This is a genomic window from Stenotrophomonas sp. 24(2023) (genome assembly GCF_030913365.1).
In the GTDB taxonomy this organism is placed as follows: Bacteria; Pseudomonadota; Gammaproteobacteria; order Xanthomonadales; family Xanthomonadaceae; genus Stenotrophomonas.
Window position 1 is genome coordinate 2874632 of the sequence record NZ_CP133160.1, and the last position, 19576, is coordinate 2894207.

The following is a 19576-nucleotide window of genomic DNA, read 5'->3' on the forward strand; positions in this document are numbered from 1 at the left end:
CGGGAGGCGTGATGCTGTTGCTGGCCGTGTGGGTGGCCGGCGTGCTGGTGTACCAGCTGCCCGGACCGGGTTGGCTGGGCAAGGCCGTTGCCATTGCCTGGCTGCTGGCCGCCGTGGCGGCGGCCTGGCAGGTGGCCCGTGGCCGGGTGCGCCGCTGGCTGGGCGTGGGCTACCTGCTGGCACTGGGCGCTGCGGCGCTGGGCTGGTTCAGCCTGCAGCCGCGGCAGGACCGCGTCTGGGCCGACGATGTGGGCCAGCGCCTGCACGTGACCGCCTTCGATGGGCGCCATGTGGTGCTGGACAATGTGCGCGACTTCCACTGGCGCACCGAACAGGACTACGACGTGCGCTGGGTGCGCCGCAGCTACGACCTGGACCAGCTGCGCTCGGCCGATCTGGTGATGTCGTACTGGATGGGCCCGGCCATCGCCCACACGCTCATCTCCTTCGGTTTCGACGATGGCCGCCACCTGGTGTTCTCGGTGGAGATCCGCAAGGAGCGCGGTGAATCGTTCTCGGCACTGGGCGGCTTCTTCCGCCAGTTCGAGATGACCCTGGTGGCTGCCGAGGAGACCGACATCATCCGCACGCGGACCAACGCGCGCGGTGAGGATGTCTATCTGTACCGCCTGCAGGGCATGACCCGGCCGCAGCTGAAGGCGCTGTTTGCCTCCTATCTGCAGGAGGCCCGGCTGCTGGATGCGAAGCCGGCGTTCTACAACACGCTCACCAGCAACTGCACCACCATCATCTTCGACCTGGCCCGGCAGATCGCGCCGGGCCTGCCGCTGGATTACCGCCTGCTGTTGTCCGGCTACCTGGCCGGCTATGCCCACGACCTGGGGGTGCTGGTGCCGGGCTACAGCCTGCAGCAGCTGCAGGCGGCCGGCCACATCAACGCGCGCGCGCGCGCGCTGCCGGGTGACGCCGGCTTCTCCACCGCCATCCGCCAGGGCATTCCTGGCACCGAGCAGGACCCGCAGTGATGCATCACCGTCTTTCCCTTTTCTGGCAGCGCGGGCTGCCGGCGCTGCTGGCCGTGTCGATGCTGCTGCTGGGCAGTGGCTGCGCGATGGTCACGGTCAAGCAGGTGGCTTCCACCGATTACCTGGCCAACAAGCGTGGCGACGTGCTGACCACCAAAACGCTCAGCGCGGCCTCGCAGGAAACGCTGAGCGTGGTCGGGCTGGATGAGAAGCTGTGCGAGAAGGATCTGCCCGCCTGCCGCACGACCCTGCTTGATACCGAAGGGGTGAGTGCCGAGCAGCGCCTGTCCACGCTGTCGGAGCTCTGGGTGAAGACGGCGATGGCGCTCAGCCCCAAGCCCAAGCATGCCGAGAAGGAGCCGATGAGCGATGCGGCGGTGGATGCGTGGCTGGAGGCGGCGCGCTACGCCTATGCGTACCTGTTCTTCAGTGGCCGGGCCCCGTCGGACCGCGCGTTCGAGGACCGGCAGACGCAGGTGCGCGACTACTACAACTACGCCGCCGAGCAGACGGCTTCGGTGGTGTTCAAGCGCGCGCGGGCCTCGGCCCTGGAAGGAGAGGACTACAACGCACCGGTGGCCGGCGAGCGCTGGACCATCACCTCCGATTTCGAGCGGCTGTCGATGCCGTCCATTCCCAAGCAGCTGGTGTCGGCCAGCTCGGTCAGCTTCGTCGGCCTGCGCAGTACCTACCGCCGTGATGGTTTCGGGGCGGAACTGGTGGTGGTGATGGACCCGCCGAAGCTGGTCACGCCGCTGCCACAGGCCGATGCGCCGGCCGATGGGCATGCGCACCATCGCCATGAGGACGTACCGCAGTACAGCGAGATGTCATCCATCAACGCGACCGCCTTGCTGCGTTTCAAGGGCGATGACCTGGACGAGGTGCTGCAGACCAGCCAGGTGCTGCTGGATGTGTATTCGCCCGAGGCGACGGAGAAAGTGGAACTGCATGGCGAGGAAGTCCCGCTGGCCGGCAACTTCACCGCCGCCTACGGCCTGTGGCTGGCACAGAGCGGGTTCGCCACCCAGTCGCTGCGTACGCTGTTCGGCATGAGCGAGGGCATCAACGAGCCGCATATCTACCTGATGCAGCCCTACGACCCCAACCGCCGCATCATCTTCATGCTGCACGGTCTGGCCAGCAGCCCGGAAGCATGGGTGAACGTGGCCAACGAGATCATGGGTGAGCCCGAACTGCGCCGGCAGTTCCAGGTCTGGCAGGTCTACTACCCGACCAATGCGCCGATCGCGCTGAACCGCTACGAGATCGCGCAGGCGTTCAACGCCACGCTCAAGCACTTCGACCCGAGCGGCAACAGCCGTGCCTCCAGGGACATGGTGTACATCGGCCACAGCATGGGCGGCGTGCTGGCCCGGCTGCTGGTCAGCGATTCAGGCGAGGTGCTGTGGAACGACCTGCTGGCCAACTACGACCTGAAAGGCGAACGCCTGCAGCGCGTGCAGGCCAAGCTGGGGCCGCTGCTGCACTTCCAGCCGCAGCCGAACGTGGAACGGGTGATCTTCATCGCCGCCCCGCACAAGGGCACCGACATTGCCGGCAACCGCCTGGGCCGGCTGATCGGCAAGCTGGTGCGGCTGCCGCTGACCATCCTGGGCAAGTTCGAGGATGTCTTCCTGACCCTGCAGCAGGCCGAACCACAGAACAGCGGCAGCGAGAAACTGCGCATTCCCAACAGCATCGACAACCTCAAGGCCAGCGACCCGTTCGTGAAGGCGGCCGCGCAGCTACCGATCCAGCCGGGCCTGAAGTACCACTCGATCATCGCCCGGCGCAAACCCGAGGTGCCGCTACAGCAGTCCGATGATGGGCTGGTGCCGTACTGGAGTGCCCACCTGGATGGCGCGGTTTCGGAAAAGGTGATCACCTCCGGCCACAGCGTGCAGGAAACCCCGCAGGCGGTGCTGGAAGTGCGGCGTATCCTGCGCGAGGACGTCAAGGAAACCGGCGCCCGGTAGAACCACGCCATGCGTGGTGCGATGCTGTAGATCCACGCCATGCGTGGATGGGGGCCTGCCATGCCCTGGCAGGCCCAGGCCCACCCTCAGACCCGGCGTGCAACCACCGAGGCCAGCACCGCCAGGCCCAGCGTGATGGCCAGGCACAGCACATAGCCGGTATGCGGCGCGTGTTCCAGGAACAGCGCGAACAGCGCCCCGGATACCGCCAGCGACGTGGCCACGCACAGCGCTTCACTCAGTTGCAGGGCCGAGGCATTGGCACCCTGCTCATGCGGTGGCGACAGCGCCAGGGTCAGCACCGACAGGCTGGCGTAGATCATGCCCATGCCGAAACCGGTCAGCGCCCAGCCGACCAGTGACAGCGCCAGCGGCACCACGGCGTACAGCACGGCCAGCGTTGCCGCGATGCCGACCACCATCAGCACCGTACCCACGCGCAGCAGCTGCTGGCGCGACCAGCCGCGGTTCTGGTGGCCCTGCAGCCACGAGCCGCTGAACCAGCCCAGCGCGCCCAGGCTGAGCACCGCGCCGGCCCAGCTGGGCGACAGCCCGCGTTCGCGCTGCAGCAGCAGCGGCAGGTAGGCCTCACAGGCGAAGAAGGCCGATGCGGCCACACCGCGCAGCGCGATCACGCTGGGCAGCCCACGGCGCAGCTGCAGCGTGCCGGCCGGCAGCAACCGACGGCCGCAGACCAGCAGGGCGACCACGGCCACGCCCATGCAGGCCAACGCCACGGTACCGTGCTGCTGGCCACCGAAATACAGCAGCAGCGTGGCCAGCGATGCACCCACGGCCCAGCCCACCACGTTGCCGCGTCCATCTTCGCGCGGTGTGGCACCCGGTACGGCGCGGTGGGCCAGGGCCGGGCGCAGCATCAGCGCCGCCGGTACGGCCAGCAGCGGGACGGCCAGGAACACCCAGCGCCAGCCCAGGTGCTGCACGATCAGGCCGCTCAATGCCGGGCCGATCATCGACGGCACCACCCAGCCAGCGGAAAACGCGGCGAAGACGCGCGGCCGCAGGGCTTCGGGGTAGTAGCGGCCCACCATCACATACAACGCTACCGAGATCGCGCCGCTGCCCAGGCCCTGCAGCAGGCGCCCGGCCACCAGCATGCCCATGCGCGTGGCGAAGCCCGCCAGCAGCAGGCCCAGCACGAAACACGCCAGGCCCCACCACATGGGCCGGGCCGGGCCGCTGCGGTCGATCCAGCGGCCGGCAGCGGTCATGCCCACCACGCTGGTGGCCAGGGTGCCGCCAAAGGCCAGGGCATACAGGCGCAGGCCATCGAGCGCGGTGGCCACGGTCGGCATCGCGGCGGCGACGGCCAAGGCCTCGAACGCGAGCAGGGCGACCAGCACCACCATGCCGATGGTGGTGGTGCGGTAGGCCGGGGCCAGGATGGAATCGGTCGGTGGCGTGGCCACCGCGGTGGCTGCGGTATCGGTGTTCATGGGGGAGGGCAATGGAGGGCCGCGCTTGTCTTCCGGCGGCGAAGATCGCAGCATGGCACCTCAACCATGGTTCAGGTCAAGCGATGACGGTGCAGGAACTCAGCGTGGGCGAGGTGGCCCGGCGCAGCGGCGTGGCGGTGTCGGCCCTTCATTTCTACGAGCGCAAGGGCTTGATCCACAGCCTGCGCACGGCCGGCAACCAGCGCCGTTACAACCGTGATGTGCTGCGGCGGTTGGCGGTGATCCGGGTGGCCCAGCGCGTGGGCATGCCGCTGGAAGCGGTGGCGCGCGCCCTGGCAACGCTGCCGGAAGGGCGCACCCCGACCAAGGCTGACTGGGCCAAGCTGTCCGCACGCTGGCGGCAGGAACTGGATGAGCGCATCCACATGCTGGAACTGCTGCGCAACCAGCTGACCGGCTGCATCGGCTGCGGGTGCCTGTCGCTCAAGCGCTGCCAGCTGGTCAATCCGGATGATGTACTGGGTGACCGCGGGGGCGAGGGGCCGATCCGCTGGGAGTAGGCCACCGCCCGCGCCAGCGGTGGTCAGGCCGATGGCGCACCGGTTTGCCGGTCACCACACCGTGATCGTTTCGCCACTCTGGATGCCTTCCACCGCACGCTGGTAGGCCAGTGCCGCGCGCTGCGCGCTCACGGCCTCGAAGCCGGGGAAGTACGGGCCGTAGGCCGCCATCGACTCGACCAGCACGTTCGGGCTGACCACGTTGATGCGCAGCCCGCGCGGCAGCAGTTCCAGCGCGGCGGCGCGCACGAAGCCTTCCAGTGCATTGTTGACCGCGGTGGCATTGGCACCGTCGCGGATGGGCTGTGCACTGACGATGCCGCTGGTCAGCGTGATCGAACCGCCGGCGTTGAGGTGGTGCTGGGCCGCCAGTGCCAGGCGCACCTGGCCCAGCAGCTTGTCCTGCAGGCCGATGTTGAACTGGGCGGCGGTCATGTCCTGCAGCGGCCCGAAGTGCAGCTGGCCGGTGGCGGAAATCACCGCATCGACCGGGCCGGTCTGTGCGAACAGCGCACGCACGCTGGCATCATCGGTAAGGTCCACGCGCAGGGCGCCACTGTGGCGACCGGCGGCGAGGATCTCATGCTGCTGGCCGAGGTGGCGCGAAACGGCCTGGCCCAGCGTGCCGCTGGCGCCGACAAGAAGGATCTTCATGGCAATGCTCCGTAGGGGACATGGCCAGTCTGCGCTTCACCGAAGTGGTTTTTAATGGGCGTATGATTCGCAGATTCCTAACCATGGGTTTGCAATGGACACCTTGCGGTGCATGCAGGCATTCGTCGCCGTCGCCGACCGGGGCAGCTTCGCCGCCGCTGCCGAGCACCTGCAGGTGTCGGCGGTGATGGTGGGCAAGTACATCCAGCAGGTCGAGGCGCACCTGGGCACGGCGCTGCTGCAGCGGAACACCCGCCGCCAACGGTTGACCGAGGCGGGGCTGGCCTACCTGGCCGGCTGCCGGCAGGTACTGGAGCAGGTACAGCATGCCGAAGACAGCGTGGCCGGCCTGCAGCGGCAACCCCGTGGCCTGCTGCGGGTCAGTGCGCCGACCACCTGGGGCAGCTGCGTGCTGGCCCCGCTGCTGGCCGGGCTGCTGCGTGCACAGCCGCTGCTGAACATCGAACTGGACCTGAGCAATCGCCGCGTTGACCTGATCGAGGATGGCTTCGATGCCGCGATCCGTATCGGCCCGTTGCCATCACAGGAACTCGTGGCACGGCCGCTGCCGCCGTATGAAATGAGCCTGTGCGCAGCACCGGCCTACCTGCGCCGCAGGGGGACGCCACGCACGCCGGCGGACCTGGCCGGGCATGACTGCCTGAGCCATCTGGCCTGGCGCGGTGGCCATGGCTGGCAGCTGGCCAATGGCGAGCAGGTTGACTGGGAAGCACGCCTGTCCAGCAATGATGGCTACGCGCTGCGCCAGGCCGCGCTGGCCGGTGCGGGGCTGATCCTGCAGCCCACGGCACTGCTGGCCGGGGACATCGCCGCCGGGCGGCTCAAGCCGCTGCTGCGCGACTACCTGCCAGCCCCGCGAGCGATGCACCTGATCTATCTGGCCGATCGCCGCCCACGGCCGCGCCTGCAGTGCTTCGTGGATTTCGTCATGGATGCCGTGGGCCGCACCCTGTAGGGCCACGCCATGCGTGGAGAACGCGGGCCAACATCCACGCATGGCGTGGATCTACAACGGCTTTTCGCAAGGGGGCGGCACCCTGTAGCGCCACGCCGTGCGTGGAGAACGCGGGCCATCATCCACGCATGGCGTGGATCTACAACGGCTTTTCGCAAGGGGGCGGCACCCTGTAGCGCCACGCCATGCGTGGAGAACGTAGGCCCCCATCCACGCATGGCGTGGATCTACGACGGCTTTTCGCGTGGGGGCGGGCGGCATCTTGTAGCGCCACGCCATGCGTGGAGAACGCGGGCCATCATCCACGCATGGCGCGGATCTACTCGTTCGCTGCCGACAATTCCTGCCCGCGCACCTGCGCGGCGCGTAGGGCGGCCTCGACCAGCGCCTCGAAGCCACCGGCCTGGAAGCGTTCGATCGCAGCCTGGGTGGTGCCGTTGGGTGAGGTGACCCGCCGGCGCAGTTCGGCCGGGCTTTCGCCGGCTTCATCGAGCATGCGCGACGCGCCCAGCAGGGTCTGCACGACCAGCGTACGCGCGGCATCGGCCGGCAGCCCCTGGGCGATGCCGGCCGCTTCCATCGCTTCGGCGAGCAGGAACACGTAGGCCGGGCCGCTGCCGGACACAGCGGTGACCGAATCCATCTGTGCTTCATCCTCGATCCACACGGTGCGTCCGGCGCTGGCCAGCACGCGGTCGGCCTGCGCACGCTGGCCTTCGTCCACGCGCCCGGTGGCATACAGGCCGGTCACGCCGGCCCCCAGCAGCGCGGGCGTATTGGGCATCGCCCGGACCACCGGCAGGTCGCCGCCCAGCCAGCGCTGCAGTTGCGTACTGGTGATACCGGCGGCGATGGATACCACCAGGGGAGGCTGTTGCCGGGCCAATGCCTGCAAGGACTGGCAGACTTCGCGCAGTACCTGCGGCTTCACCGCCAGCAGCCAGGTCGTGCCGTGGGCAGCGGCCTCGGTGGCCTCGGCGTAGGTGGTCACGCCGAAGTCGGCGGCAAGCCCCTCACGCAGAGCGGCCACCGGTTCGGCCACATGGATCTGCGTGGCCGGCACGCCCTGGCGCACCAGGCCGGCGATGAGGCTGCGGGCCATGTTGCCGCCGCCGATGAACGTGATGGATCCCGTTGTCATGACACTCTCCTTGCAGGTTCAGGCCGGGCGCGGGCGCGCGCCGAACAGGGCAGTACCGATACGGACCAGGGTGGCGCCCTCGGCAATCGCCTCGGCGTAGTCGCTGCTCATGCCCATCGACAGCGTATCGATGCCGCTGTGCTGCGCGGCCAGCGCGTCGAACAGGCCGCGCATGCGCACGAAGGCCTCGCGCCGGCGCGAGGCCTCGGGCCACGGGGCGGGAATGGCCATCAGGCCGCGCAGGCGCAGGGACGGTTCGGCCACGACCGCCGCAGCCAGCGCGGGCACCTGTGCCGGCGTGCAGCCATGCTTGCTGCCCTCATCATCGATGTTGACCTGGATCAGCACGTTCAGCGGGCCGCGTGTGGCGGGACGATGGCGGGCCAGGGCGGCCACCAGCTTGGGGCGGTCCACGCTCTGCACCCAGTCGAAGTGCGTGGCGACGGATTCGGCCTTGTTCGATTGCAGGTGGCCGATCAGGTGCCATTCCAGATCCAGTGCCTGCAGCGCCTGCATCTTCGCCAGCGCTTCCTGCACGTAGTTTTCGCCGAACGCGCGCTGGCCCTGCGCTGCCAGGGCGGCCACGGCCTGCGCGGGCTGGGTCTTGGACACGGCCAGCAGGGCCGGGACCGGGCGCCCGGCCGTGTGGGCCGCGGTGGTGAGATTGCTCAGGATCTGGGGCAGGGGGCTGGCCACGTGACACGTTCCGTTCGATCAGGACGCTATACTGCCGCCAGGGGAAAGAACCTTCCAGTCGAAGCCGTTATTGGGGAGTAGCCGCTCATGGATATCGCCGAACTGTTGGCGTTTTCCGTAAAGAACAAAGCCTCGGACCTGCACCTGTCCGCAGGCCTGCCGCCGATGATCCGCGTGGACGGCGACGTGCGCCGCATCAACATCCCGGCACTGGACCACAAGCAGGTGCACGCGCTGGTGTACGACATCATGTCGGACAAGCAGCGCCGCGATTACGAGGAATTCCTCGAGGTGGATTTCTCCTTTGAAATCCCGTCGCTGGCGCGCTTCCGCGTGAACGCGTTCAACCAGAACCGCGGTGCCGGTGCGGTGTTCCGTACCATTCCGTCCGAGGTGCTCACCCTCGAGGACCTGGCCTGCCCGCCGCTGTTCCGCGAGGTCATCCAGCAGCCGCAGGGCCTGATCCTGGTGACCGGGCCGACCGGCTCGGGCAAGTCGACCACGCTGGCGGCGATGATCGACTACATCAACAAGAACGAATACGGCCACATCCTCACCGTCGAGGACCCGATCGAATTCGTGCACACCTCGCAGAAGTGCCTGATCAACCAGCGCGAAGTGCACCGCGACACGCATGGCTTCAACGAAGCGCTGCGCTCGGCGCTGCGTGAAGACCCGGACATCATCCTGGTCGGCGAACTGCGCGACCTGGAAACCATCCGCCTGGCGCTGACGGCGGCCGAAACCGGCCACCTGGTATTCGGCACCCTGCATACCAGCTCGGCGGCCAAGACCGTCGACCGCATCATCGACGTGTTCCCGGCCGGTGAAAAGCCGATGGTGCGCTCGATGCTGTCCGAATCGCTGCGCGCGGTCATTTCGCAGGCGCTGCTGAAGAAGGTCGGCGGTGGCCGTACCGCCGCGTGGGAAATCATGGTCGGCACCCCGGCCATCCGCAACCTGATCCGCGAGGACAAGGTGGCGCAGATGTATTCGGCCATCCAGACCGGCCAGCAGTACGGCATGATGACCCTGGACCAGCACCTGCAGGACCTGGTCAAGCGCAGCCTGATCACCCGCAACCAGGCCCGCGAGTACGCCAAGGACAAGCGTCTGTTCGAGTAAGGCGGGGCCCTGCCGGGCATCGCGCTGCATCGCGTGTTGCCCCGGTTGCCGTCAGCCCGTTCGTTTCCGACCCGATTCCTGGAGCCTGCCGTGAACACCACCGCCACCACCATCGATTTCACCTCGTTCCTCAAGCTGATGGCGCACCAGCGCGCCTCGGACCTGTTCATCACCGCGGGCATGCCGCCGGCCATCAAGGTCAACGGCAAGATCTCGCCCATCACGCAGACGCCGCTCACGCCGCAGCAGAGCCGCGATCTGGTGTTGAACGTGATGACGCCGGCGCAGCGCGAGGAGTTCGAAAAAACCCACGAGTGTAACTTCGCCATCGGCCTGTCCGGTGTCGGCCGTTTCCGCGTGAGCTGCTTCTACCAGCGCAACCAGGTCGGCATGGTGCTGCGTCGTATCGAGACGCGCATTCCCACCGTGGAAGAACTGAGCCTGCCGCCGATCATCAAGACGCTGGCGATGACCAAGCGCGGCATCATCCTGTTCGTGGGCGCGACCGGTACCGGCAAGTCCACCTCGTTGGCGGCGATGATCGGCTACCGCAACCAGAACTCGACCGGCCACATCATCACCATCGAAGACCCGATCGAGTTCGTGCACAAGCACGAAGGCTGCATCATCACCCAGCGCGAAGTGGGCATCGATACCGACAGCTGGGAAGCAGCACTGAAGAATACCCTGCGCCAGGCACCGGACGTGATCATGATCGGCGAGGTGCGTACCCGCGAAGGCATGGACCATGCCATCGCCTTTGCCGAGACCGGCCACCTGGTGCTGTGCACGCTGCACGCCAACAACGCCAACCAGGCGATGGACCGCATCATCAACTTCTTCCCCGAAGACCGCCGCAACCAGCTGCTGATGGACCTGTCGCTGAACCTCAAGGGCGTGGTCGCCCAGCAGCTGGTGCCCTCGCCCGATGGGCGTTCGCGCAAGGTGGCGATGGAGATCATGCTGGGTACGCCGCTGGTGCAGGACTACATCCGCGAAGGCGAGATCCACAAGCTGAAGGAAGTGATGAAGGATTCGGTCCAGCTGGGCATGAAGACCTTCGACCAGAGCCTGTTCGAGCTGTACCAGGCCGGCGAGATCAGCTACGAGGACGCGCTGCGCTACGCCGATTCGCAGAACGAAGTGCGCCTGCGCATCAAGCTCAGCCAGGGCGGCGATGCCCGCACCCTGTCGCAGGGCCTGGATGGCGTGGAGATTTCCGATATCCGGTGAGGCAGGCCAACGCCTCGCCTCGGCGGGACGGGCACGGCAGTGATGGGCGTGCTGCGGGATTGATGAACAGCAGTCATGACCGACTGCATGCCAGCCCGCTCAATCCCATCGTGCATCGGGCGTATGGTGGTCGCTCCCCCTTTCAGGCCGGGTCACCGGCAGGAGCACCACCATGCAGTTTCGCGAACTCGGCCGCAGCGGCCTGAAGGTTTCGGCTCTGGGCCTGGGCTGCATGGGCCTGAGCCATGCCTATGGCCCGGCCACCGATCGCGCCTCGGCTACCGCGCTGCTGCACGCGGCTGTCGAGCGCGGCGTCACCTTCTTCGACACGGCCGAGGTCTACGGCCCGTACACCAACGAAGAACTGCTCGGCCACGCGCTGGCGCCGTACCGCGACCAGCTGGTGATCGCCACCAAGTTCGGCTTCAGGAACGCGCAGGCCGATACCGGCCTGGACAGCCGCCCGGAAAACATCCGCGCCGTCGCCGAGGCCAGCCTCAAGCGCCTGCGCACCGATCACATCGACCTGTTCTACCAGCACCGCGTGGACCCCAATGTGCCGATCGAGGACGTGGCCGGCACCGTGCGCGACCTGATCGCCGAAGGCAAGGTGCGCCATTTCGGCCTGTCCGAAGCCAGTGCGGCGACCGTGCGCCGCGCCCATGCGGTGCAGCCGGTGGCGGCGGTGCAGAGCGAATACTCGCTGTGGTGGCGCGAGCCGGAACGCGAGCTGCTGCCGGCCCTGCAGGAACTGGGCATCGGCTTCGTACCGTTCAGTCCGCTGGGTCGTGGTTTCCTGACCGGCGCGATCAGTGCCGACAGCACCTTCGCCGAGAACGACTTCCGCAACACCCTGCCGCGGTTTGCCGCCGAGGCCCGCCGTGCCAACCAGGCGCTGGTGGACCGCATCATCACCCTTGCCGCCGGCAAGGGGGCGACGCCGGCACAGGTCGCGCTGGCGTGGTTGCTGGCCCAGGCGCCGTGGATCGTGCCGATTCCCGGCACCACCAAGGTGCCGCGCCTGCAGGAAAACCTGGAGGCACTGCAGGTGCAGCTCAGCGAGGACGACCAGGCCCAGATCGGCCGGGCGCTGGATGAAGTGGCCATTGTCGGCGAGCGCTACAACGCGCAGCGTGCCGCACAGGCCAAGGGCTGACGCGGTTCAGTCCAGGGGGGCGCGCAGTGCGTCGAGCACGGTGCGCATCGCCACGGTGACCTGCCGGCGCGACGGGTAGTAGGCGTAGTAGCCCTCGAAATCGGGGCACCAGTCCTCCAGCACCGCCTGCAGGTGGCCAGCCTCCAGCGCCGCCTGCACCTGGCCATGTGGCAGCCAGGCCAGGCCGCTGCCGGCCAGCGCGGCTTCGCGCATCAGCGTGTGCGTGTTGAAGGTCCATTGCCCGGACACGCGTACGCTCGTTTCCTGCCCATCGCGGCCGAAATCCCACAGCATCAGCCCGCCGTGGGTGGGCAGGCGCAGGGTGATGCAGTTGTGCGCGGCCAGATCGTCCGGGTGCTGCGGTGGGGGGTGGTCGGCGAAGTACCCCGGCGTACCCACCACGCACATGCGCAGGGGCGGGCTGATCGGCACCGCCACCATGTCGCGGGCCAGCAGGTCGCCCAGCCGCACGCCGATGTCGTAGCGCGCGGCCACGATGTCGACCAGCCCGTAGTCGACCGTCAGTTCCACTTTCAGGTCCGGGTACTGGCGCAGCACCGGCGCCAGCCGGGGCCAGACCAGGCGCTCGGCGGCGTGGCCGGCGGCGGTGATGCGGATGGTGCCGGCCGGGCGCTCGCGGTACTCGGCCAGCGCCGCCAGGCCGTCCTCGATCTCGGCCAGGCGCGGGGCCAGGGTGTCCAGCAGCCGGGCCCCGGCTTCGGTGGTCGCCACGCTGCGGGTGGTGCGGGTCAGCAGGCGCACGCCCAGCCGCTCCTCCAGCGCCCGCATCGCATGGCTCAGGGCGGACTGGGAAACGCCGAGCTGGGCGGCGGCGCGGGTGAAACTGCCTTCGCGGGCAACATGAACGAAGGCGAGCAGGTCATTGAGGTTTTCGCGCGGCATGCAGGGATGATACGGCCGGGCAGGGGGCCCGCCGTTGCCCGGGCCGTCGGGGCTGAATCGATTTCACCTGCAACTGTCACCCCGATCGTGTCTAATACCGCTCCCCACCCGCAGTCCCCCCAGCCCCATGTCCCTCCAATCCCATGGCCCCGTGCCGTGTGACGACGCTGACGGCCACCTCGTCACCGCCGGCCCGCTGACCCCGCCCGCCGACAGTGCCGGTACCGCCGCCGATGAAAAAGCCCTGCGCCATTCGGTGGCCGAAGACGTGCAGGGCATGGTGCTGGCCACGCTGGTGGCCTCGCTGGGCCTGGCCATCTTCGCCAAGGGCGGGCTGATGATCGGCGGCATGGCCGGGCTGGCGTTCCTGCTGCACTACGGGCTGGGCTGGAACTTCGGCCTGGTGTTCGTGCTGGTGAACCTGCCGTTCTACTGGGTGGCCGTGCGCCGCATGGGCTGGGAATTCACCCTGAAGACCTTCGCCGCGGTGACGGCCTGCGGCGTGCTGACCGACATCATGCCGCGCTGGGTGGACTTTGCGAACATGGCGCCGCTGTATTCGGCGCTGGTCGGCGGCGCACTGTCCGGCCTGGGCATCCTGTTCTTCATCCGCCACCGTGCCAGCCTGGGGGGCATCGGCATCCTGGCGGTGTACCTGCAGCGCACCCGTGGCTGGAGTGCCGGCAAGGTGCAGCTGTCCTTCGACAGCTGCCTGATGGTGGCCGCGTTCTTCGTGCTGGCGCCGTCGAAGGTGTTCTATTCAGCCATCGGCGCGGTGGTGCTGGCGCTGGTGCTGATGTTCAACCACCGCCCCGGGCGCTACATGGGCGTCTGAGGCCGCACCGCCTCAGACGGCCTGCATCCACGCCGGCGTGAGCGTGGCGATGCGCGCATACACCGGGCATCCTTCATGGTGCGCACCGGGCAGGTAGCCCAGGCTCATCAGGAACTCGCCGGTGATTTCCCCGCCGGTGAAGCGGAAGGTCTTCTTGAACAGCTTCACCCACTCGGCCTTGCTGCGCGGGTGGTGTGCGTCCAGCCACGCGGCGAAGCTGCCATGGCTGGCACGCAGGCCCTGGATGACCTGGGCGTTGTGGATGGCCGCCAGCACCTTCAACCGGTTGCGGATGATGCCCGCATCGGACAGCAGGCGCTCGATGTCCTGCTCGGCGTAGCGGGCCACGCGGTCCACCTCGAATCCCTCGTAGGCGCGGCGGAAGCCCTCGCGCTTCTTCAGGATGGTTTCCCAGCTCAGCCCGGCCTGGTTGATTTCCAGCACCAGCCGCTCGAACAGCTCGCGCTCGTCGCGCTGCGGGAAGCCGTACTCGTGGGCGTGGTAGTAATCGTGCACCGGGTGGCCCGGGGCGATGCTGCAGTAACCGGACACCGGCAACTCCTCTGGCAAGGGCCGTTCATTATGCGCGCCATGCGGGCGAATGCCGTGGCCAGCGGCTAGAATGGCGGCATGTCCGTGACCTCGACCTCCCTCGCCGATCACCTGCTGGTGGCATTGCCCTCGCTGACCGAGGCGCCGTTCGCCCGCAGCGTCGCGCTGATCTGCCAGCACGACGGCAACGGGGCGATGGGCGTGGTGGTCAACCAGCCCTCCGAGTACACCGTGGGCGAGGTGCTGGCCCAGATGGACATCCGCACCAGCGACGAGCGCCTGCGCAGCCGCATGGTGCTCAACGGCGGCCCGGTGCACCCCGAGCGTGGCTTTGTCATTCACGACGATGCGCGCGAATGGGATTCCAGCCTGGCGGTGGGCGAGGGGCTGTATCTGACCACCTCGCGCGACATCCTCGAGGCGATGGCCCGCGGCGAAGGCCCGGCCAACGCCCTGGTCACCCTGGGCTGTGCGGGCTGGGGCGCTGGCCAGCTGGAAGGCGAACTGGCCGAGAACAGCTGGCTGACCGTACCGGCCGATGCCGGCATCCTGTTCGATGTCCCGCTGGAAGAACGCTGGCAGGGGGCCGCCGCCCGCATCGGCGTGGACCTGTTCCGGCTGACCGATTACAGCGGCCATGTCTGAGCCGGCCGCTCTGCGCCGCGATGGCACCGTGCTCGGCTTCGATGTCGGCTCGCGCCGTATCGGCGTGGCCATCGGCAGCGCCTTTGCCGCGCATGCGCGGGCGGTGGCCGTGGTCGACGTGCATGGCAATGGCCCGGACTGGGCCGCCATCGAGCGCCTGCTCAAGGAATGGAAGCCCGACGGCCTGGTGGTGGGCGATCCGCTCACCCTGGACGGCCAGGACCAACCCAACCGCAAGCGCGCGCAGGGCTTCGCCCGCCAGCTGCGGGAACGCTTCAAGCTGCCGGTGGTGATGATCGACGAGCGTTCCAGCTCGGTCGAGGCCGCGCGCCGCTTCGCCACCGAGCGCGCCGAAGGGCGCAAGCGCCGCCGTGATGCGGCCGCCCTCGATGCCGTGGCCGCCGCGGTGATCATCGACCGCTGGCTGTCATCGCCCGACGACGCCATCCCCATTCCCTGACCTGCCTGACACCCTCGCCATGACCGCATCGCAACTCGACGCTTCCGGCCGCCTGCGCCACCTGCTCACCCTTGAGGGCCTGCCCCGCGAGACGTTGCTGCAGTTGCTGGACCGGGCAGGGCAGATCCGCGATGCAGCGGTCGGCCGGGTCGGCAACAAGCGCCAGGTGCTGGCCGGTTCGGCGGTGTGCACGCTGTTCTTCGAGCCCTCCACCCGCACCCGCAGCTCGTTCCAGCTGGCCGCGCAGCGCTTGGGCGCGGACGTGCTGAACTTCGATGCGTCCACCTCGTCCACGCGCAAGGGTGAAACCGCCTGCGACACGCTGAAGAACCTGGAAGCGATGGGCGTGCGTGGCTTCGTGGTGCGCCACCCCGATGACGGCGCGGTAGCCGAACTGGCCGCCGCGGCCGGCGAAGGCACCGCGCTGATCAATGCCGGTGATGGCCGCAGCGCGCACCCGACCCAGGGCCTGCTGGACATGCTGACCCTGCGCCAGGCCAAGGGCCCGGATTTCTCGAAGCTGAAGGTGGTCATCGTCGGTGACGTGAAGCATTCGCGGGTGGCCCGCACCGACCTGCATGCGCTGCGCACGCTGGGCGTGGGCGAGATCCGCGTGTGTGGCCCGCAGTCGCTGCTGCCGGACGATGAAACCCTCAAGGGCTGCATCGTCGGCCAGGATTTCGACGCGCTGCTGGAAGGTGCCGACGCGCTGATGATGCTGCGCCTGCAGCGCGAGCGCATGGAAGAAGGCCTGGTGCCGTCGCTGGAGCAGTACCACGCCGACTATGGCCTGACCAACGACCGCCTGGCCCGCGCCGGCAAGGGCGCGGCGGTACTGCATCCGGGCCCGATCAACCGTGGCGTGGAAGTCACTGACGAAGTGGCCGACGGCCCGCAGTCGTGGGTGCTGCGCCAGGTCGCCAACGGCGTTGCCGTGCGCATGGCCGTGCTGGAAACGCTGCTGGGCTGATCCTGGCAGCTGCCAACCTTGGTTGGCGCACGCCCCTCTTTGGTAGATGCCAACCTTGGTTGGCACTGACCTACCCGAAGCCACGCTGTTTTCCGATGTTCCCGGCACGCATGCCGGGCCATGCTTGCTCCATGCAGAACGTCCGCCTTCTTGTCGGCCGCCATTCCAGCGTCGGCCTCTCCTACATCCTCACCACGGTCGTGGACGGCCGCGCACCGTTGTTCGCCAACGATGCGGCGGCGCTCCTGGCCCTTGGGGAGTTCCAGAGGCTCGATCAGGAAGGATTCACGCATTCCATTGCCTATGTGGTCATGCCCGATCACATCCACTGGCTGGTCGAACTGCGCGCAGGGACACTGGAGAATGTGATGAAGCGATTCAAGTCGCGTACCGCCCTGCAGGCAAACCGGTTGCTGGGGCGGGTTGGGCGTTTCTGGCAGGCCTGCTATCACGACCACGCGATTCGTTCGGACGAGTCGCTGCACCGGCATGCGATGTATCTGATGGCCAACCCGGTCAGGGCTGGGCTGGCAACGCAGCTGGGGGAGTATCCGCACGCGTGGTGCGCGTGGGAGCTCGGCACGTCATGTGACGCGCTGGCATAGCGCCAACCAAGGTTGGCATCCACCGGCGCGGCATTCGGATCATTTCGGGTGCCCGTGGGCCAACCAAGGTTGGCCGCTACCGGAGCTGTCAGCGCTTCTGCGCGAACAACCACGTCCACATCGCCGGATCGGCATAGGTGGCATCCCAGGCGTTGTGATTGCCATCGGGGTACTCGGTGTAACGGACATCGCGCGCATTGGCGGCCTGGAAGGCGGCATGCAGGCGGCGGTCATCGGCGGGCGGTACGACATCATCGCGCGCGCCGTGGAAGATCCACACCGGGGTGGTTTTCAACCGCGCGGCGATGGCCGTATAGGGATCGGCTTCGTGCTCGACCTGTTCCACGAACAGGGTGGGGCGCACTGCGCGCGGGGCCAGTACCGCACCGCAGACGGGCACCAGCGCGGCAAAGCGGCCGGGTTGGTCCAACGCGATGTTCCAGGTGCCGTAGCCGCCCATCGACATGCCGGTCAGGTACTGCCGCGCCGGGTCGGCACCGAATTCGGCGATCGTGGCGTCCAGTGCGGCCAACGCGGCGCGGTTGCTGTGGCCGCTCCATTCCTGGTGCCGCGGCACCTGTGGCAGTACCACCAGCGCCGGGAAGTCCGGGTGGTCACGCAGGTAGGGGCCCAACCCGGCATGGGTCTGCTTGACGCCGTCGTTGCCGCGCTCGCCCGAGCCGTGCAGGAACAGCACCACCGGCAGCGCGCCGGGCGTGCGTGCCGCCATCGCGGGGATGAACACCTGGTAGTAGGCGGTCTGGCCGTCCACCTTCACGGCGCGGGCTTCGAAACGGCCGCGCGCGCTGTCCGCCGGGGTGGTGGCGCAACCGGCGAGCATCAGCAGGGCCAGCAAGGGCAGCCAGCGGGACAACGGACGGGCCATGACGATCGCTCCATGAATGTAATCGTTTTCATGGTAGCGCCCCCAGCCCAGCAGGGCATCGTGCAGCGCATCAGTCCGGGCGCGGGGCGTCGGCGATGATGGCCAGGTAGGCCTGGGCTTCGTCATTGCCGCTGGCAGCGGCCGCTTGTACCTGTTCCAGATCCGGGTGCATCACCACCAGCAGCGGGTTCTCGCAGACCGGGCAGGCGTATTCGGTGGCATCTTCATCCACCTCCATCGTCATGGCCGGTGCATTGCCCTTCCATTCGCAGGCGGCGCAGGTATGCATCTGCTCGCGCCAGCCGGGCTGGAAATAGTTTTCGATCGTGGTCGCCATGGGAAATTCCGGTCGGGGCCTGGCAGCGGTCAGTGCAGCAGCACCAGGGTGGCCAGGCCGAGGAAGGTGAAGAAGCCCATCGAGTCGGTCACGGCGGTCAGGAAGATGCCGCTGGCCAGGGCCGGGTCGAAGCCGAAGCGCTTGAGCGTCAGCGGCACCAGCACGCCGGCCAGGGCGGCAAACAGCAGATTGCAGGTCAGGGCGATGGCGATCACCGCCGACAGCCCCGGCGAATGGAACCAGGCCAGCACGATCAGGCCCAGTACCGTGCCCAGCATCAGGCCGTTGAGCAGGGCCACGCGCACTTCCTTCCACAGCAGCGTGCGGGCATTGGAGGCACCGACCTGGCCCAGCGCCAGGCCGCGCACCATCAGCGCCAGCACCTGGGTGCCGGCATTGCCGCCCAGGCCGGCCACGATCGGCATCAGTACCGCCAGCGCCACCAGCTTGTCGATCGTGCCCTCGAAGTGGCCGACCACGCTGGAGGCCAGGAAGGCCGTGCACAGGTTCACCGACAGCCACATCAGGCGGCGGCGCATGGCGCGCCAGACCGGGCTGAACAGGTCTTCGTCCTCGTCCAGGCCGGCCGCGCCCAGCGCCTGGTGCTCGGCCTGCGCGCGGATGATGTCGACCACGTCATCGATGGTGATGCGGCCGATCAGGATGTTGTTGTCGTCCACCACCGGCGCGGAGATCCAGTCATGGTCGGAAAACTGGCGGGCCACTTCCTGGTCGCTCTCGCCGACATCGATGGCGGGTTGCTCATCGTCGATCAGGCGGTTGATCGGCGTGGTGTCTTCGTGGGTGACCAGCGAAGCCAGCGACACGCGGCCCAGATACTGGTGGCGGCGGCTGACCACGAACAGGTGGTCGGTATGGTCGGGCAGCTCGCCGCGCAGGCGCAGGTAACGCAGCACCACGTCCACGTTGACGTCGGCGCGCACGGTCACCACGTCCGGGTTCATCAGGCGGCCGGCGCTGTCCTCGGGGTAGGACAGCACCTGTTCCAGGCGCTCGCGGTTCTCGCGGTCCATCGACTTGAGGACTTCGTCGATGACCGTATCGGGCAGGTCTTCGACCAGGTCGGCCAGATCGTCGATGTCCAGGTCTTCGACCGCGGCGATGATTTCGTCCGGGTCCATGTCCGCCAGCAGGCTTTCGCGCACGTCCTCGCCGACGTGGACCAGCACCTCACCGTCGTCCTCGGGGTCGACCAGCCCCCACACGATCGCGCGCTTGCCCGGCGGCAGCGATTCGAGCAGGTTGCCGATCTCCGCCGGCGCCAGCGTGTTGACCAGCCGGCGCACCGGCCCCAGGCGGCCACTGTCCAGGGCATCGGACAGCATGCGCAGCTGGCGCGCAGTCTTGTCGTGGCGTACGGCTTCAGCCATCGCAGCTCCCGCGGGATAAGAAAAGCCGCGATCCCGGCAAGGATGCGGCAAGAGGGGTGTTCAGCGCG

At 68.1% G+C, this 19576-nt stretch carries 21 protein-coding genes; 12 read left to right on the forward strand and 9 right to left on the reverse strand.

Annotation, left to right across the window (positions count from 1 at the left end):
• The first annotated feature begins 11 nt into the window (after positions 1-11).
• Both Q9R17_RS12880 and Q9R17_RS12885 read left to right on the forward strand, forming a co-directional pair.
• Positions 12-986, forward strand: a complete 975-nt coding sequence (locus Q9R17_RS12880; protein ID WP_308155000.1) for a DUF4105 domain-containing protein — start codon at positions 12-14, stop codon at positions 984-986.
• Positions 986-2965 (forward strand): alpha/beta hydrolase, encoded by a 1980-nt coding sequence (locus Q9R17_RS12885; protein ID WP_308155001.1) that lies wholly within the window; start codon positions 986-988, stop codon positions 2963-2965. The genes Q9R17_RS12880 and Q9R17_RS12885 overlap by 1 nt, the downstream gene beginning before the upstream one ends.
• 86 nt (positions 2966-3051) lie before the next feature.
• Here Q9R17_RS12885 and Q9R17_RS12890 read toward each other — a convergent pair whose 3' ends face one another.
• Positions 3052-4476: an MFS transporter gene (locus Q9R17_RS12890; RefSeq protein WP_308155002.1), complete on the reverse strand. Its 1425-nt coding sequence runs from the start codon at positions 4474-4476 to the stop codon at positions 3052-3054.
• A 29-nt stretch (positions 4477-4505) separates the two neighbouring features.
• On the opposite strand from Q9R17_RS12890, the gene soxR reads away from it, so the two are divergent.
• On the forward strand, positions 4506-4943 hold the full coding sequence (soxR, locus tag Q9R17_RS12895) for a redox-sensitive transcriptional activator SoxR (protein ID WP_308155003.1): 438 nt from the start codon (positions 4506-4508) through the stop codon (positions 4941-4943).
• A 51-nt stretch (positions 4944-4994) separates the two neighbouring features.
• On the opposite strand, the gene Q9R17_RS12900 is transcribed toward soxR, so the two are convergent.
• Positions 4995-5597 carry a short chain dehydrogenase gene (locus Q9R17_RS12900; protein WP_308155004.1) on the reverse strand — a complete coding sequence of 201 codons (603 nt, stop codon included), beginning with the start codon at positions 5595-5597 and terminating at the stop codon, positions 4995-4997.
• Positions 5598-5691: 94 nt separating this feature from the next.
• Between Q9R17_RS12900 and Q9R17_RS12905 the strand changes: the two genes are divergently transcribed.
• Entirely contained in the window at positions 5692-6573 is an 882-nt protein-coding gene (locus Q9R17_RS12905; protein WP_308155005.1) for a LysR family transcriptional regulator, read from the forward strand.
• 319 nt (positions 6574-6892) lie between these two features.
• On the opposite strand, the gene proC is transcribed toward Q9R17_RS12905, so the two are convergent.
• Both proC and Q9R17_RS12915 read right to left on the reverse strand, forming a co-directional pair.
• The gene (gene proC / locus Q9R17_RS12910) at positions 6893-7714 is read right to left on the reverse strand and encodes a pyrroline-5-carboxylate reductase (protein WP_308155006.1); all 822 of its coding nucleotides are present in this window, start codon (positions 7712-7714) and stop codon (positions 6893-6895) included.
• A gap of 18 nt (positions 7715-7732) precedes the next feature.
• On the reverse strand, positions 7733-8410 hold the full coding sequence (locus tag Q9R17_RS12915; RefSeq protein ID WP_308155007.1) for a YggS family pyridoxal phosphate-dependent enzyme: 678 nt from the start codon (positions 8408-8410) through the stop codon (positions 7733-7735).
• 87 nt (positions 8411-8497) lie between these two features.
• Between Q9R17_RS12915 and Q9R17_RS12920 the strand changes: the two genes are divergently transcribed.
• The 3 genes from Q9R17_RS12920 (at position 8498) to Q9R17_RS12930 (ending at position 11924) form a co-directional block, all read left to right on the forward strand.
• On the forward strand, positions 8498-9535 hold the full coding sequence (locus Q9R17_RS12920; RefSeq protein WP_308155008.1) for a type IV pilus twitching motility protein PilT: 1038 nt from the start codon (positions 8498-8500) through the stop codon (positions 9533-9535).
• 90 nt (positions 9536-9625) lie between these two features.
• Positions 9626-10768: a PilT/PilU family type 4a pilus ATPase gene (locus tag Q9R17_RS12925; protein ID WP_308155009.1), complete on the forward strand. Its 1143-nt coding sequence runs from the start codon at positions 9626-9628 to the stop codon at positions 10766-10768.
• Positions 10769-10940: 172 nt separating this feature from the next.
• Positions 10941-11924, forward strand: a complete 984-nt coding sequence (locus tag Q9R17_RS12930) for an aldo/keto reductase (protein ID WP_308155010.1) — start codon at positions 10941-10943, stop codon at positions 11922-11924.
• A 6-nt stretch (positions 11925-11930) separates the two neighbouring features.
• On the opposite strand, the gene Q9R17_RS12935 is transcribed toward Q9R17_RS12930, so the two are convergent.
• Positions 11931-12827 carry a LysR family transcriptional regulator gene (locus tag Q9R17_RS12935; protein WP_308155011.1) on the reverse strand — a complete coding sequence of 299 codons (897 nt, stop codon included), beginning with the start codon at positions 12825-12827 and terminating at the stop codon, positions 11931-11933.
• A 127-nt stretch (positions 12828-12954) separates the two neighbouring features.
• Here Q9R17_RS12935 and Q9R17_RS12940 point away from each other — a divergent pair, with 127 nt between their 5' ends.
• Positions 12955-13662, forward strand: a complete 708-nt coding sequence (locus Q9R17_RS12940; protein ID WP_308155012.1) for a YitT family protein — start codon at positions 12955-12957, stop codon at positions 13660-13662.
• A 12-nt stretch (positions 13663-13674) separates the two neighbouring features.
• Here Q9R17_RS12940 and Q9R17_RS12945 read toward each other — a convergent pair whose 3' ends face one another.
• On the reverse strand, positions 13675-14214 hold the full coding sequence (locus Q9R17_RS12945; RefSeq protein WP_308158341.1) for a DNA-3-methyladenine glycosylase I: 540 nt from the start codon (positions 14212-14214) through the stop codon (positions 13675-13677).
• Positions 14215-14292: 78 nt separating this feature from the next.
• Here Q9R17_RS12945 and Q9R17_RS12950 point away from each other — a divergent pair, with 78 nt between their 5' ends.
• The 4 genes from Q9R17_RS12950 to Q9R17_RS12965 all read left to right on the forward strand — a co-directional run bounded on the left by Q9R17_RS12950 (position 14293) and on the right by Q9R17_RS12965 (position 16894).
• Positions 14293-14859, forward strand: coding sequence for a YqgE/AlgH family protein (locus Q9R17_RS12950; RefSeq protein ID WP_308155013.1), 567 nt, complete (start codon positions 14293-14295; stop codon positions 14857-14859).
• The gene (gene ruvX / locus Q9R17_RS12955; RefSeq protein WP_308155014.1) at positions 14852-15319 is read left to right on the forward strand and encodes a Holliday junction resolvase RuvX; all 468 of its coding nucleotides are present in this window, start codon (positions 14852-14854) and stop codon (positions 15317-15319) included. The genes Q9R17_RS12950 and ruvX overlap by 8 nt, the downstream gene beginning before the upstream one ends.
• A 19-nt stretch (positions 15320-15338) precedes the next feature.
• Positions 15339-16289 carry an aspartate carbamoyltransferase catalytic subunit gene (locus Q9R17_RS12960; RefSeq protein WP_308155015.1) on the forward strand — a complete coding sequence of 317 codons (951 nt, stop codon included), beginning with the start codon at positions 15339-15341 and terminating at the stop codon, positions 16287-16289.
• Positions 16290-16420: 131 nt separating this feature from the next.
• The gene (locus tag Q9R17_RS12965; protein ID WP_308155016.1) at positions 16421-16894 is read left to right on the forward strand and encodes a transposase; all 474 of its coding nucleotides are present in this window, start codon (positions 16421-16423) and stop codon (positions 16892-16894) included.
• An 88-nt stretch (positions 16895-16982) separates the two neighbouring features.
• Here Q9R17_RS12965 and Q9R17_RS12970 read toward each other — a convergent pair whose 3' ends face one another.
• From Q9R17_RS12970 to mgtE, 3 genes are all read right to left on the reverse strand, one after another.
• Complete coding sequence (locus tag Q9R17_RS12970; RefSeq protein WP_308155017.1) at positions 16983-17780, reverse strand: prolyl oligopeptidase family serine peptidase; 798 nt, start codon at positions 17778-17780, stop codon at positions 16983-16985.
• A gap of 70 nt (positions 17781-17850) precedes the next feature.
• A complete protein-coding gene (locus Q9R17_RS12975; RefSeq protein WP_308155018.1) occupies positions 17851-18117 on the reverse strand; it encodes a hypothetical protein in 267 nt (88 codons plus the stop codon).
• Positions 18118-18146: 29 nt separating this feature from the next.
• Entirely contained in the window at positions 18147-19508 is a 1362-nt protein-coding gene (gene mgtE, locus Q9R17_RS12980; protein ID WP_308155019.1) for a magnesium transporter, read from the reverse strand.
• Positions 19509-19576: the final 68 nt, after the last annotated feature.

Coding starts and splice junctions, on each gene's coding strand:
- Q9R17_RS12880 (WP_308155000.1), top strand. CDS start 12: ATGCTGTTGCTGGCCGTGTGGGTGGCCGGCGTGCTGGTGTACCAGCTG.
- Q9R17_RS12885 (WP_308155001.1), top strand. CDS start 986: ATGCATCACCGTCTTTCCCTTTTCTGGCAGCGCGGGCTGCCGGCGCTG.
- Q9R17_RS12890 (WP_308155002.1), bottom strand. CDS start 4,476: ATGCTGCGATCTTCGCCGCCGGAAGACAAGCGCGGCCCTCCATTGCCC.
- soxR (WP_308155003.1), top strand. CDS start 4,506: ATGACGGTGCAGGAACTCAGCGTGGGCGAGGTGGCCCGGCGCAGCGGC.
- Q9R17_RS12900 (WP_308155004.1), bottom strand. CDS start 5,597: ATGAAGATCCTTCTTGTCGGCGCCAGCGGCACGCTGGGCCAGGCCGTT.
- Q9R17_RS12905 (WP_308155005.1), top strand. CDS start 5,692: ATGGACACCTTGCGGTGCATGCAGGCATTCGTCGCCGTCGCCGACCGG.
- proC (WP_308155006.1), bottom strand. CDS start 7,714: ATGACAACGGGATCCATCACGTTCATCGGCGGCGGCAACATGGCCCGC.
- Q9R17_RS12920 (WP_308155008.1), top strand. CDS start 8,498: ATGGATATCGCCGAACTGTTGGCGTTTTCCGTAAAGAACAAAGCCTCG.
- Q9R17_RS12930 (WP_308155010.1), top strand. CDS start 10,941: ATGCAGTTTCGCGAACTCGGCCGCAGCGGCCTGAAGGTTTCGGCTCTG.
- Q9R17_RS12935 (WP_308155011.1), bottom strand. CDS start 12,827: ATGCCGCGCGAAAACCTCAATGACCTGCTCGCCTTCGTTCATGTTGCC.
- Q9R17_RS12940 (WP_308155012.1), top strand. CDS start 12,955: ATGTCCCTCCAATCCCATGGCCCCGTGCCGTGTGACGACGCTGACGGC.
- Q9R17_RS12950 (WP_308155013.1), top strand. CDS start 14,293: ATGTCCGTGACCTCGACCTCCCTCGCCGATCACCTGCTGGTGGCATTG.
- ruvX (WP_308155014.1), top strand. CDS start 14,852: ATGTCTGAGCCGGCCGCTCTGCGCCGCGATGGCACCGTGCTCGGCTTC.
- Q9R17_RS12960 (WP_308155015.1), top strand. CDS start 15,339: ATGACCGCATCGCAACTCGACGCTTCCGGCCGCCTGCGCCACCTGCTC.
- Q9R17_RS12965 (WP_308155016.1), top strand. CDS start 16,421: ATGCAGAACGTCCGCCTTCTTGTCGGCCGCCATTCCAGCGTCGGCCTC.
- Q9R17_RS12970 (WP_308155017.1), bottom strand. CDS start 17,780: ATGGCCCGTCCGTTGTCCCGCTGGCTGCCCTTGCTGGCCCTGCTGATG.
- Q9R17_RS12975 (WP_308155018.1), bottom strand. CDS start 18,117: ATGGCGACCACGATCGAAAACTATTTCCAGCCCGGCTGGCGCGAGCAG.
- mgtE (WP_308155019.1), bottom strand. CDS start 19,508: ATGGCTGAAGCCGTACGCCACGACAAGACTGCGCGCCAGCTGCGCATG.